9 protein-coding genes, 1 tRNA gene, 1 other RNA gene and 1 pseudogene are annotated in these 13,188 nt (G+C 38.2%); 6 read left to right on the forward strand and 6 right to left on the reverse strand.

Features of this window, described 5'->3' with window-relative positions; all coding sequences use genetic code 11:
- Positions 1-118: 118 nt before the first annotated feature.
- The 4 genes and pseudogenes from gyrB to NBH01_RS15825 all read right to left on the reverse strand — a co-directional run.
- Complete coding sequence (gene gyrB / locus NBH01_RS15810; protein ID WP_008763685.1) at positions 119-2,080, reverse strand: DNA topoisomerase (ATP-hydrolyzing) subunit B; 1,962 nt, start codon at positions 2,078-2,080, stop codon at positions 119-121.
- 199 nt (positions 2,081-2,279) lie between these two features.
- Positions 2,280-2,534 (reverse strand): 30S ribosomal protein S20, encoded by a 255-nt coding sequence (gene rpsT / locus NBH01_RS15815; protein ID WP_008767624.1) that lies wholly within the window; start codon positions 2,532-2,534, stop codon positions 2,280-2,282.
- A 42-nt stretch (positions 2,535-2,576) separates the two neighbouring features.
- Positions 2,577-2,648 (reverse strand) — tRNA-Glu (locus NBH01_RS15820).
- A gap of 341 nt (positions 2,649-2,989) precedes the next feature.
- Positions 2,990-3,112: pseudogene (locus NBH01_RS15825) on the reverse strand (integrase); the annotation flags it as partial.
- Positions 3,113-3,253: 141 nt separating this feature from the next.
- On the opposite strand from NBH01_RS15825, the gene recO reads away from it, so the two are divergent.
- Entirely contained in the window at positions 3,254-3,982 is a 729-nt protein-coding gene (gene recO / locus NBH01_RS15830; protein ID WP_008767625.1) for a DNA repair protein RecO, read from the forward strand.
- Positions 3,983-3,986: 4 nt separating this feature from the next.
- Here recO and NBH01_RS15835 read toward each other — a convergent pair whose 3' ends face one another.
- Entirely contained in the window at positions 3,987-5,726 is a 1,740-nt protein-coding gene (locus NBH01_RS15835) for a PD-(D/E)XK nuclease domain-containing ATP-binding protein (RefSeq protein ID WP_225694198.1), read from the reverse strand.
- 138 nt (positions 5,727-5,864) lie between these two features.
- On the opposite strand from NBH01_RS15835, the gene NBH01_RS15840 reads away from it, so the two are divergent.
- Both NBH01_RS15840 and NBH01_RS15845 read left to right on the forward strand, forming a co-directional pair.
- Complete coding sequence (locus tag NBH01_RS15840; RefSeq protein WP_008767627.1) at positions 5,865-6,800, forward strand: hypothetical protein; 936 nt, start codon at positions 5,865-5,867, stop codon at positions 6,798-6,800.
- Positions 6,797-8,032 (forward strand): acyloxyacyl hydrolase, encoded by a 1,236-nt coding sequence (locus tag NBH01_RS15845; protein ID WP_250700189.1) that lies wholly within the window; start codon positions 6,797-6,799, stop codon positions 8,030-8,032. Before NBH01_RS15840 ends, NBH01_RS15845 begins: the two co-directional genes overlap by 4 nt.
- 47 nt (positions 8,033-8,079) lie before the next feature.
- On the opposite strand, the gene NBH01_RS15850 is transcribed toward NBH01_RS15845, so the two are convergent.
- Positions 8,080-10,776, reverse strand: coding sequence for an outer membrane beta-barrel protein (locus NBH01_RS15850; protein ID WP_158562587.1), 2,697 nt, complete (start codon positions 10,774-10,776; stop codon positions 8,080-8,082).
- A 349-nt stretch (positions 10,777-11,125) separates the two neighbouring features.
- Here NBH01_RS15850 and ssrA point away from each other — a divergent pair.
- The 3 genes from ssrA to NBH01_RS15865 all read left to right on the forward strand — a co-directional run bounded on the left by ssrA (position 11,126) and on the right by NBH01_RS15865 (position 13,052).
- Positions 11,126-11,523: a transfer-messenger RNA gene (gene ssrA, locus NBH01_RS15855) on the forward strand.
- A gap of 271 nt (positions 11,524-11,794) precedes the next feature.
- The gene (locus NBH01_RS15860) at positions 11,795-12,583 is read left to right on the forward strand and encodes a hypothetical protein (RefSeq protein ID WP_005654492.1); all 789 of its coding nucleotides are present in this window, start codon (positions 11,795-11,797) and stop codon (positions 12,581-12,583) included.
- A gap of 10 nt (positions 12,584-12,593) precedes the next feature.
- Positions 12,594-13,052, forward strand: coding sequence for a hypothetical protein (locus tag NBH01_RS15865; protein WP_005654497.1), 459 nt, complete (start codon positions 12,594-12,596; stop codon positions 13,050-13,052).
- The last annotated feature ends 136 nt before the right edge of the window (positions 13,053-13,188 follow it).

A 13,188-nucleotide genomic window follows, 5' to 3' on the forward strand; every position in this document is an offset into this window, starting at 1 on the left:
TTAACTGTTAGGTTTTATTAAGACATAGAAAAGCGCCGACACGGAGGATTTTCCTTCGCTTGCCGACGCTTCTTCGTTGTAAGATGTGAGGTTGGTTTATAAAAACGTAATATTAAAATTATGTATCGATATTCGCATATGTTGCATTCTCTTCGATAAACTCGCGGCGCGGACCTACGTCTTCACCCATTAGCATGGAGAAGATGTAATCGGCTTCGGCGGCATTATCGATGTTTACTTGCTTCAGCATACGGTTGTCGGGGTCCATTGTTGTTTCCCACAACTGCTGGGCGTTCATTTCACCCAAACCTTTGTAGCGCTGTGTATGAACCGCATTTTCCAGACCGCCGCCATAGGTATCGATAAACTTCTGGCGTTGCGCGTCTGTCCAGCAATACTCTTCTACTTTACCCTTTTTGCAGAGGTAGAGCGGGGGAGTAGCGATGTATAGATAACCGTTCTGAATAATCTGCGGCATATAACGGAAGAAGAATGTCATGATCAGTGTGTCGATGTGAGAACCATCGACGTCGGCATCGGTCATGATGATAATCTTGTGATAGCGCAGCTTTTCGATGTTAGCCTCTTTGCTGTCGTCTTCTGTTCCGATAGTGACACCCAGTGCCGTATATATATTGCGGATTTCATCGCTTTCCAGTGCTTTGTGATACATCGCTTTTTCGACGTTCAGAATCTTACCGCGTAGCGGAAGGATGGCCTGGAACATACGGTTACGTCCTTGCTTGGCAGTACCACCTGCCGAGTCTCCCTCGACGAGGAACAATTCGCATTTTGAGGGGTCTTTATCCGAACAGTCGGCCAGTTTACCCGGCAGACCGCCTCCGGACATCGGAGACTTGCGTTGTACCATTTCACGGGCTTTTCTTGCTGCGTGGCGTGCTGTGGCAGCAAGGATTACCTTGTCTACAATCGTTTTTGCCTCCTTTGGATGTTCTTCCAGGTAGTAAGCCAAAACTTCACCGACAGCCTGGTCTACGGCACCCATTACTTCGTTGTTACCCAACTTTGTTTTGGTCTGTCCTTCGAACTGTGGTTCGGCAACTTTAACGGAAATAACGGCAGTCAGACCTTCGCGGAAGTCGTCTCCCGATATTTCAACTTTCACCTTTTCCAGCATCTTGCTGTCTTCGGCGTATTTCTTCAGCGTACGGGTCAGTGCACGGCGGAAACCGGCAAGATGCGTACCTCCTTCGATTGTATTGATATTATTGACATAGGAATGTACATTTTCGGAGAATCCTGTATTGTACATAATGGCTATTTCAATAGGTATTCCCTGCTTCTCAGAGTTCAGATAGATAACGTCGTTGATCAAGTGTTCACGTGAAGACTCGATGAAGCGTACAAACTCTCTCAGCCCTTCTTCGGAATAGAATACTTCACTCTTGAAGCTACCGTCTTCTTCATTCACTACCCGACGGTCGGTCAGTGAAATGCGGAGACCTGCATTCAGGTATGCCAGCTCACGCAGACGTGAAGCCAGTATTTTATAATCATACACCGTTTCGGTAAAGATTGTATCATCCGGCCAGAATTGTTGGCGGGTTCCTGTAATATCCGATACACCCACTTCTTTCACAGAATAAAGCGGCTTACCAATTTCATATTCCTGCTGATAGATTTTACCATTGCGGAATACCTGTGTAGTCATGTGTGTTGACAGTGCATTTACGCAAGACATACCTACACCGTGCAAACCTCCGGAAACTTTATACGACCCTTTGTCGAACTTACCTCCGGCGTGCAGAACGGTCATCGCTACTTCCAGTGCCGACTTCTTTTCTTTTTCATGATAGTCGACCGGAATACCACGTCCGTTGTCCTGTACGGTGATTGAATTATCTTCGTTGATTGTCACTTCGATGTGGTCGCAATACCCGGCCAGTGCCTCGTCAATGGAGTTATCAACGATTTCGTATACCAAGTGGTGAAGTCCCTTTATGCTGATGTCACCGATGTACATCGCAGGGCGTTTTCTCACTGCTTCAAGACCTTCCAATACCTGGATGCTATCCGCAGAATAAGACCCGTTATTGGGAGTGATTTGTTCTTCGCTCATAATTGCCTTTCTAAGTTATAATAACAGAGCAAATATAGTGAAAATTGTCGAGTTGGCGAAGTTTCGGAGGCGAAAAATGCAGAATAAAAGCGGAATTAGTGAATGGGAAAGTAATCTGATATTCAATGGTTTATAAACACAAAAGGCCGAACTTAAAAGTTCAGCCTAAATGCTATATAGAATTGTTATTTTTCTATTATTAAGCGAGCTTGTTGATGTAAAGAGCCAGCTTAGATTTCAGATTGTTAGCTTTGTTTTTGTGAATAACATTTGTTTTAGCTAACTTGTCCAACATCTTGGTGATGCCAGGATACATTGCAACAGCTTCTTTTTTGTCAGTAGTTGCACGAAGTTTTCTAACAGCATTTCTCATGGTCTTACCATAATATCTGTTATGAAGTCTTCTTGTCTCTTCTTGTCTGATTCTCTTCAGTGATGATTTGTGATTTGCCATTTCGACTAATCTATTTTTTTAGTTCTTTATTCTTTTTACTTGTAGCCCGTGGGGGAATCGAACCCCCCTTTCAAGAATGAAAATCTTGCGTCCTAACCGATAGACGAACGGGCCATCCTGTTGTTGCATTTCTGCTTTTTGCTCTCTCGAATCAGTGTTTGTTTCTCGATTGCGGATGCAAAGGTAGGAACTTTTTTGAAACTGACAAACAATTCATGAAAAAAATATGTAGTTTTTTCTCTTTTTTTCTGTATGGTGACTCTATAGTGCTTGATTTTCAATAAAATATGAGATTGCGATTTTTCGAAAAAAATATCTTCGTCTATAAGACTATGAATAATGTGCTATATTTACACCTTATTATATATAAAGGTTAAGGAGTATAGTTGTGAATTATGAGAAAAGTAAAGTGTTTATAGATATAGCCAGGTGTATTATTTGCACCTTCTGCTTCATGTATAAATCAGAATTGCATTTTTGTATACATGTGCCGTCGAGTAACGACCCTCTTCTTGTAGATTCCGGATGTATGCTTTTGCGCATCCGGTAAAGCTGTTTTTATTACTTTTTCTTTTCATACTCTTGTCTATATTTACTTGTTCTTCAGGGAGTATAACAAAAATAGCAATCTTTTTTGTTGTTAACGCCTCTAAAAAGCTCCCGATTGCCAAACATTTTTTTGTAGTTTTGTTCCGGAATGATAAAAAGAGGAGTGCATTATGCTGCAAAAGACGAAAGGAATAGTTCTACATACGCTTAAATATAATGATACTTCTATCATTGTAGATATGTACACGGAGTTATCCGGGCGGACTTCTTTTCTCGTTCCTGTACCCCGTTCGCGGAAGGCGGCAGTCAAGTCAGTGCTCTTCCAGCCTTTGTCTTTCATTGAGTTTGAGGCGGATTTCCGTCCGAATGCTACTCTCTATCGGGTAAAAGAGGCGAAGTCTTTTTATCCTTTTACCTCCATTCCTTATGACCCGTACAAGTCTTCAATGGCACTTTTTCTGGCAGAGTTTCTGTATCGTGCTATCCGTGAAGAGGCTGAAAACCGTCCGTTGTTCGCTTATTTGCAGCATTCTGTCATTTGGCTGGACGAATGTCGCGAAGGGTTTGCCAATTTCCATCTGGTTTTTCTGATGCGTCTTTCCCGTTTTTTGGGGTTGTATCCGAATCTGGAAGATTATCACACCGGTGATTACTTTGATTTGCTGAATGCCTGTTTCACTTCTACTCGTCCACAGTTGCATTCTTCTTATATTAATCCCGAAGAGGCTGGACGTCTTCGCCAGCTGATGCGCATGAATTATGAGACGATGCATCTATTTGGCATGAGCCGTGCGGAACGCACTCGCTGCCTGACGATTATGAATGATTATTATCGTTTGCATCTGCCGGATTTTCCTGCATTAAAGTCGCTGGATGTGCTGAAAGAATTGTTTGATTAGCAGTTTATACTTCTTCCACTCTCACCAGTTTCCAGCCTTGGAATACTAATGCGATACTCTTTAATTCTGTAGTCCCTTTGTCTTGATGAATCCATTCGCTTGCTGCATACTGTTTCAGTTGTATTTTGGCATTGGACAGCAATTTTTCTATCTCGGTGTCAGAAGCATCCCGTTTTGCATATTTCACTTCGATACAGTAGCTGTATACCATGTCGGGAAGTTGCAGCAGGCGAGGTTGCAGAAAGATATCCGCATATCCTTTGTTGCTTTCATATTCGGGACGGGCAATATAATAATGTGTCAATCCGAGGTAAGCCAAAATAAAGGTTTTTACATAAGCTTCACCTTCTATGAAGTCGCGAACACTGCTTTGGGCATTCAAGCGGTCGGCAATGTATGTGAAGCAATTTTCCCATTCTCCTTTGTATGCCATTCGTTTCATTCGGTCCACCAGCTTATCTGTCTCCAGATATAGGTCGGCGGAATCTTTGTAGATGTCTGCCATGTAACCGTAAAGTTGTTCGCGCACTGCCCAGTTGGGGACGCTCAGTATGGGCTCACCCATTTCCATTCCGCTGATGGTTAGCATGCCGTAATAGTAGAGTAGGCTTTTAAAGTTCCTTGTTTTAACGATGTCCTCGGCTGGAAAACTATCGATGATAATTCCGGTAGTAGAGCCTTTCTCAACAATTTCTTGTACGACGCTCGCATTCTCACCAAAAGTTTTGTCTACGTGGATGAGGTGGCGCAGCTTGTTGTAGTCGGTGCGGATATTAGCATCGAGCATGTTGTTGGGAATACGTTTATTCAGTAGGTAGCGATTCATGAAGTAAAGCACCATGTCTGAGTTGTACATAGGCGGTTCGTCCAGTGAGTCTATGGAGAAGCAATAATTATCGTACCATGGTTTCATGATATCTATCAGTTCGTCCGTAGAATGGGGAAGTTCTATGCAACTCTTGTAGTAATCTATCAAGGCGCGTACTTCGTATTCGTTGAAACCTATCATGTTGTTGAATGCGGAGTTACTGCTATAATTATCCGCAATGTTGAATCCGCTGGTAAGGTCGTCTATTGTTACTGGGCTTACGCCTGTAAGGAAGATGCGCTCGATCACTGAACTTGAATAGTCTTTTACCACTTTAAGGAAACTACGGAAGAATCCGCTGCCATGAGTGATGCTGCGATAACGTTCATTACCATAATCTACCAGAATATTGTTGGCAAAGTTATCGTACTCATCAAGGATAAGATATATCTTTTGTCCCTTGTTTTGGGCGCTTTGGCACAGTGATCCCAATAAGGCATCTCCTGTTTTTAATTCATGTAGCTTTTCAACGGCTTCTTTCCCTAACAGATGAGCGTTTCGTTCTGCAAATCCATCCATTACGATTTTGCAATAGGTGTTGAATGTTTCTTCCAAACGATCCATATTGGCGGCTACACTACTGAAATTGAGTGTAAGCACCAGATATTTGTTGCGATCAGGCGTAGGATGCTTGCCTATATAAAGATTACCAAAGATTTTTTCGAATTTATCTTTTTGGTTGATGTCGTAGTATAAACCGAGCATGTTTAGGAAAAGACTTTTTCCGAAACGGCGAGGGCGAACAAAGAAAAAGAAGGAGGTCACTTTTTCTACTTTGGCGATATATTGTGTTTTGTCTACATAGTAATAGTTTTCAAGAATTATTCTCTCGAAGTCCGTCATCCCATAAGGTATTTTCTTTATTACTGCATCCATAATTGCTCCTTCTTTAATGTTGAGAGCAAAAATAGTTTATTTTCCTTTATGTGGCAACTAAAACAGGGTAGATAATAACTCTCTTCTAAAAATATGTATTACTTTTGTCGTCAACAAAATAACTAGATAACGACCGACATGAAAACAATCGTAAACTTAACAGCATATATTCTTATTCTATTAGGACTTTATAGTTGTAACGATGATGTATTCGTCGACGACTTCCGGACTTCCGATACCGAATTTACTTTGGACGGGAATGGTGATGAGGTAACTATTCGTTTTGCATCCTCCAATTGGGATTTGGTTTGGATGTATACTTACGATAGTGACTTTACCCATCAATATGAAGTTTATGATGCCGACGACAATCTGATAATGAGAAACCAGGATGCCTACCTGAAAGGATTAGGTAAGATTGTATGCAATGAAAAGCTGACCGATTTCATTATTCAACGCAGTAACCCCAAAGAGCTAAAGATAACAGTGGGCGAAAACGTCCGCAACGACTACTTTAGATTCATGCTTGTAGTGAGCAATGAGTATGAATCACAAGAAATATATGTTCAAATTACTCCGTCGGACAAATATGTGTTCGACCATATTTCTTATTCTTTAAATGCGTATTATAGTGAAAGAAAAATAGAGGAAGAAGTGAATATTGTACGATCTAATTTTGAGAATACTCCCTCTCCATTGCACTTGATAGTACAAGGGATTCGCCATAAAGTAACGTTCAGAAGCGATACGTCCGAGGCTTTCCAACTACTGGGAGATGGTAATCTGACAGTAGAGATACCAAGCATAGAGAATGGGTCTTTGGTGATGAACGGGGTACAGGCGCAATATACTTCTATGGAGCAAGAATTTCCTTTTCCCGATATATATAGAGATATTTTTATCCCGGCTAATACCACGCAGCACATCACCTTAATGCAAGAGTATGAATGGTTTGAAACGGAATATACCCTTTATGCCATTCATCCTAAGACCAAGAAGCAACGAGTCATAACTGGTATGTTTCAAAGCACCATACCTACGGATAACTACGTTAAACAAGAGAATATCAAATGAGTAGAAATATGAATACCAGACGGTCTCTGTATATAATCTGCTTGCTGCTGCTCTCAGCAGTCGGCTGCAAATTGGATGCTCAGACAGTAGTGAAACCTGTCCGACAAGCGAATGACAGCACCAACCATGCCCTCATCCATCAGATCGGTTTTGACGTTCGTCCGGGCTATGTAGCTCCGACAAACAGTTTCCTCGAAGGCGATAATGCACAACGGCAGAAAATTGATCGGTCACTTTCCCTGCACTTGAAGTATGCTTTCCAGTTCAGCAAAGATTCTTATTTGGGGAGGTTGTATCCTCATGCTTATCAGGGCATCGGTGTTTCGCATAATACATTTTATAATTCCGCTGAACTGGGAAATCCAGTGGCGGTATATGCTTTTCAAGGGGCGCCTATTGTACGACTTTCATCCAGTTTGTCGTTGGATTATGAGTGGAATTTCGGTGCTTCTTTCGGTTGGAAACAATATGATGAACATAGCAATTGGTACAATGACGCTATCGGTTCTAAAATCAATGCGTATATCAATTTGGGCTTTGTCTTGAACTGGCAGTTTTATCCACAGTGGAAACTAGCAGCAGGGGTAGACTTCACTCATTTCTCCAATGGAAATACGCGTTATCCCAATGGAGGTCTCAATACTATCGGAGGGAGAGTCGGCATTGTACGTACCTTTAATGCCGAAGATAAGGCGTCCGGAGCAATTGCTCCCAAACGTCTTTACATAAAGCCACACGTCAGCTATGACTTGTTGGTATACGGTGCCACTCGCAAAAGAGGATTCGTTAAAGAAGGTATCCCCACTTTGGTTCCCGGTTCGTTCGGTATTGTAGGTCTCAATTTTGCCCCGATGTATAATTTCAATAACTATTTCCGGGCAGGACTTTCTGTGGATGCGCAATTTGACGAGAGTGCTAATATTAAGGACTATAAGCTAGTAGGAACTTATGGGGACGATATAAAGTTTCATCGTCCTCCATTCCGCGAACAATTTGCGGTGGGGTTGTCTCTTCGGGCAGAACTGGTGATGCCTATTTTCTCCATCAATGCCGGTATCGGACGAAATATGATATATAGTGGCGATGATACGGAAGGTTTCTATCAAATTTTGGCTCTTAAAACTTATGTCACCCGCCATTTATTTCTGCATGTGGGATATCAGTTGAGTAAGTTTAAAGACCCCAACAATTTAATGTTGGGGATTGGATATAGATTTCATGATAAGCGGTGAAACAGTGGTCTCCGTTTGTCTCTTGATTACTCTTTCTGTTGATAAATTTATTTTCTTAATTGGATGTTGAAATTATATTTGAAGGAACATAATATGTATCCTGATATTTGTTGGGCGCGATATTCATAGAAGCTGTCTGCTGTTACATTTCGGATATAGTGTTTCTTTTGTTTTAATATATCAGCCCAATAGAATGATAGTTCTGCCGATTTGTTTTCTAAGAATAGCCATGTAATGCCTAAATTCCATAGCAACTCAGTTTTATTATTTTTATCAATGGCTGTACCATTGCGATATGTATAACTTATATTATTGGAAATCTGAAGATCTTTGGGTAGATTAACAAATCCATTTACTATTATCTTATAATCTCTTGAATAGACTTTACTGTTTTGTAATGAATTTTGGGATTGACTGAAATAATGCTCACCTGTTAACTCCATATTCCCCCATTGCGGACGATAAGCCAAACGAAGTTTACTTGATATATTAATATCATGTGTTTGGCTATGGTTAGATTCAATATTGTCAGAACTGGTAATCAATGAAACCTGGTTTCTGTATATCGCGTTTTCATTAAGGTTTAAACTGAAATCGCCAAAGGTTTTGTTCCATTGCAAATAAATATTGCTATTCCAGTTTCCGTTAATGTTTATTGGATAGGATTCTCGTTTTCCTGTCGTAGCATCAAATGTGTTTTTTTGTGCGATATCGTTTGTAATACTTTGGTAACTGATGGAAGAATAAATACCTGAAGTTGTACTCATACTTAAGCCGATGGAGTGGGTAAAAGATTGCTTTAAGTTGGGATTACCTTTTATAACGTTGAGTGGATTACTTGTGTTTAAGACAGGTAAAAGAATTGTCAAGGGAGGCTGATTTGTCATTCCGTTATAATTAAATGATATACTGAATTTATTTTTATTCCATGTTGTTGATATTGAAGATAGAAAGTCTGATGAATGAATAATCGTATCGGTACTTACTACCCCTGTCTTTTGATGTATGTTTCGTAGTAATGGTGAATATGTTATGTTCGCATTTATATTCCACTGCTGTGAGTTGTAAAATAGTTGGAGACCTATATTGTGAATATAAGTTTTGCTTTTGCTATTATTACTCAAACTGTCTATATAATTTTGTCTGTAATCCAAAGGAACCTGATTAATTGCTGTTGCAGAGGATTCTCGGTTTGATAAATCAAACGTATTTCGTTTAGAATCTTCTTTTTTGACGTCAATTCCATATGAATATGTCAATATAAAATCTTCCTTTATAGAATGTGTTAAAGATAAAGAAGTATTCAATGTCTTATTACTTAATGGAGATTCAATGTATTGGCTTTTATTTGAAGGGGATTCCATATCGGTATTCACTGTTGTTTGGTAATAATGTATATTTGAATTAGTAAAATCCTCGTTTCTGCTTTTTTTAGGATTATGCAGCATATTAAAGTTTAGCCTTAAATGTTTGCTTATATCACGGTAAATGAAGATTTGCCAGTTGTAACTTTGGTTCTTATTTCTTGATAGCAAATCATATATGCTGGAGTTTATCTTATATTTTTCTGGAATCTTACTATAATCTTCGTTGGTGGAGTTTATGGGGTGGTTTAGGGTAACTGTGTTATTATTAGCAATAGTATTAAAATAGTCTTTGTTGTATGTGATATCAAATAAGAAATATGTCTTTTTATCAGGTTCCCATTCTATACCCAAGGATGAATATAATGAGTTGTTTTTATTCACATTTTCTATTTCTCCTAATGAGTAAAGGTTCTCACTTGGCAAATACTGCTCTGTGTAGTTCTTGGATTGTTCTCCACTTTTGTTGTAGTTATAATTAATATTGCCAGATATATTAAGTTTGTCACTAAATTTGTGTCGTACATTCATACCTAATGAGTGCGAAATATTATTTTTATAGAGAGAGTTTAAATCTTTATTTGTAGTTTGTAACAATAGAGATAAGTTATCTCCATTTTCTTTAAAATAATTGGCTTGACCTTCAAAGTCCTTCTTTCTATGGGTGCCATAGCCGGCTTTGATTGAACTTAATAAAGAGTTATTGAATTCATCCTTTGTCTGTAAGTCTAAGATATAATATTCTTCGTTCGTGCGCCTAAATGTTTTGTTGTCTTGCTTATTGTATATTCTTATTTTACTTATAAACTTTGCGGGTAAGTTATTTAAAGCCATTTGCGTGTCTTTATTGAAAAAAGTCTCACCATTTACATTTATTTCCTGAATGATTTTTCCATTATATGATAGTTTCCCATTCTCTGCATCATATAATATACCAGGTATTTTTTTAACGAGTTCTTGCAGATAGGCATTTTGTGGAAGCATATATACTGCTGTATTAATAATCGTAGTATCTTTTTTATGCTGCATTTCCGCTTGCTTAGCTGATATGGTTATTTCGCTTAATGATGTAATTGTATCCGCCAGAATGATGTCACCCAATTGTATGGGGGATGTTTTTTTTAGTTCATAATACTGTGTACGCATGCCAGTATATGATACCTTTAATAGATACCCAGTATTTTCTTTAATTGGATATTCAATCCTGAAATCTCCATTTTTATTGGTAGTATTACCCTTAACAAATGCAGAATCTGGTAAGTTTAATATAACTATTGAAGCGTATGGCAGAACTATCTTATGTACGTTATTCTCAATTGCATAGACATGCCCAGAAACAATGCGTGTATTGTTTTGTTGAGCATATACTGATATCGTCATGCAGCATATAAAATACAAAGTTAGTTTAGCGGTGCGGGTTTGCATTTATTCGTATATTCTTTGATGCAATATTACAATAAAAAAAGTGTAATTCAATAAGGGAGCGATAGAAAAGCTACCGCTCCCTCCAGCTCCACAAATAAGATTGATAATCAGATTGTTACAGGATTTACACCCCGAAATACACCCTAAAATAAAAAGTGATAGTCTGATTATCATTCTTTATATCAAGCACTACCTACAAGTCTTAAATAATTTAACTATTATGATGCCTTGTGGTATTCTATTATATTTTTTGCTGTTTTGTTTGTTCTTATCAAATAAATACGTAACTTTGAAATATCATTTTGGGCTTGACTGGAATTGACAGCGAGTTGGAATGGTATGTAAGCATGCAGTGGGTCGGTAATTTCCACTTAAATCTCAGTTATCAAAATTTTATCTGGCAACGAAAATTATGCTCTCGCTGCTTAATCGAAGTATAGTAGATTAGCTTTATTTCTGCCAAAGTGGTGGAAACGAGATGTCGCTCAAAAGCTCTTGCTCCGAAGCGTTTGATAAAGCGGCACAGCAAAATCGGGGATAGTTTGAGTTCTTCTCCATAGCTCTTACGAAATATTAGGAGATAAGGCATAGGTTGGTGGCTTTGGTCTTGCTTATGCTCGAAAACCGAAGGCAAAGATAAGCATGTAGAAAGCATATGGTTTCCTCGTTTGGACGGGAGTTCGATTCTCCCCAGGTCCACTTTTGATGAGCGGTAAGTATATCATGAAAACTAATGGTGTTTTCTGTATTGCTTGTTGTTTTGTACCTTGAGTTTTTGTGAATACCCCGATTTTGTTACTCCATTCCATCCCCTTTGAAATTTTAAAGTATTAAATAATCTAATCCTTTCTGTAAGCGATTTAAGTTGTTTTTCTAAAATTGTTATTTAAAAATATATTAACATGGATGATTAGTTGCTTATAAATAGTGACAGTCTTCCTGTTTTGTAATAACCTTAAAAATCAGATCTCTTATGGAAAAGAAAATTTTGTATTTACTTACATGCGTTGGGCTATGTTGGTCTTCTTGTACTAATGAGGTTGATGAATTTATAGGTAATGTTGAACCAAGCACCCGTTCAGTTTCAACTGCCTTAAACGCTAATTTGGCATCGTTATTTACAGGAGGAGCTCCGACATTAACTTCTGCTGAAATTAAAGAAGTTAATGATGCTTATGCAAAAATGACCAGTATAAATTGCTATAGAAATATAGATGAAGCAGTACGCAATAAGACTTCTTATGCTGGAACTATCTTTTTGGATGACACATATGCGTCGGCATATTTTAGAAAAGGAAGTTTAGCTTTTCCTCCTTATGGTATCTTAGCCAGCAGCATGGAACATGAGTTTATTCACATGTATCAAAGAGATGTTCAGGGTAAAAAAGTAGATACTGATAAGGAAAAAAGAGATACAGGTATGATGGAATTTGAATTAGCCTTTTATCAAGGTATTATTAGATATATTCATGCTGGGTATTCTTGGACTTTTAAAGGTGAAGATGGTGACCCTTCATATCAATCGTTATGGACTTCGGGCTTGACTGACCCTTCTTTAATACCTCAATATGAAAGAGAATTTCAAACGTATGTTGCTTCTATATGTGCAAATGGGAAGCCTACATCTATAGATATTAATGAATTCGTAAAGTGGAGCAATATTTTTGGAGAATATAGTAGAGGATATAGTGGAAAAGGATATAAGTTTGGCAATTACGACTATGGTACATCATGCATTAATTCATTACTCAAACTTTATTAAATTTACTGTTATGAAAAAGATATTGTTTTTTTTATTTGCTTTTCTTGCATTTCAATATACTGTTGCGCAGTCAATATTTGAAAGAAAAAGTATCGGTAACAATGTGTATGTATCTACAAATACAAGTGAGAAAAAAGCTGAGTCTATCCGAAATTTCTCATTTGCAGAAGAAAGTTTATATGCACCTCCGGTAATTTTGCAAGGATCAGTTTTTTTAGATGAAATTTGTAATAAATATAAGTCTCAAGGTGTAAAAGGTTGGATGAATATTTTTTTGTATTCGGATTTAAATGGCTGTATAACTGATATTACATTAGCTTTTCCTGAAGGCTTAACAGTTACGGATGACGATGTTTCTCTTATACTTTCAACTGCCCAAAAGAAATGCAAATTACAGTTCCCGATAGAAGGTATTTATAAATATAAAGATTGGGCTATTTATGATTATGTCTTCTATTTGACGAATTAGTTATTTTTGATAAACCAATAGAACAACCTTCTTGAATTGTAGTTACCTAATTAAATAGAAGAGTCGTATCAAGCTCGTTTATGAGTAATGATACGACTCTTTTGTTTTTACCATTGTGGAATTATACTACCCAATT

The sequence above is a fragment of the Bacteroides sp. B1-V-101 genome, from assembly GCF_023656585.1.
In the GTDB taxonomy this organism is placed as follows: domain Bacteria; phylum Bacteroidota; class Bacteroidia; order Bacteroidales; family Bacteroidaceae; genus Bacteroides; species Bacteroides thetaiotaomicron.

Excerpts from the sequence above, each read along its gene's own strand:
- gyrB (WP_008763685.1), bottom strand. The coding sequence starts at position 2,080 with ATGAGCGAAGAACAAATCACTCCCAATAACGGGTCTTATTCTGCGGAT.
- rpsT (WP_008767624.1), bottom strand. The coding sequence starts at position 2,534 with ATGGCAAATCACAAATCATCACTGAAGAGAATCAGACAAGAAGAGACA.
- recO (WP_008767625.1), top strand. The coding sequence starts at position 3,254 with ATGCTGCAAAAGACGAAAGGAATAGTTCTACATACGCTTAAATATAAT.
- NBH01_RS15835 (WP_225694198.1), bottom strand. The coding sequence starts at position 5,726 with ATGGATGCAGTAATAAAGAAAATACCTTATGGGATGACGGACTTCGAG.
- NBH01_RS15840 (WP_008767627.1), top strand. The coding sequence starts at position 5,865 with ATGAAAACAATCGTAAACTTAACAGCATATATTCTTATTCTATTAGGA.
- NBH01_RS15845 (WP_250700189.1), top strand. The coding sequence starts at position 6,797 with ATGAGTAGAAATATGAATACCAGACGGTCTCTGTATATAATCTGCTTG.
- NBH01_RS15850 (WP_158562587.1), bottom strand. The coding sequence starts at position 10,776 with ATGACGATATCAGTATATGCTCAACAAAACAATACACGCATTGTTTCT.
- NBH01_RS15860 (WP_005654492.1), top strand. The coding sequence starts at position 11,795 with ATGGAAAAGAAAATTTTGTATTTACTTACATGCGTTGGGCTATGTTGG.
- NBH01_RS15865 (WP_005654497.1), top strand. The coding sequence starts at position 12,594 with ATGAAAAAGATATTGTTTTTTTTATTTGCTTTTCTTGCATTTCAATAT.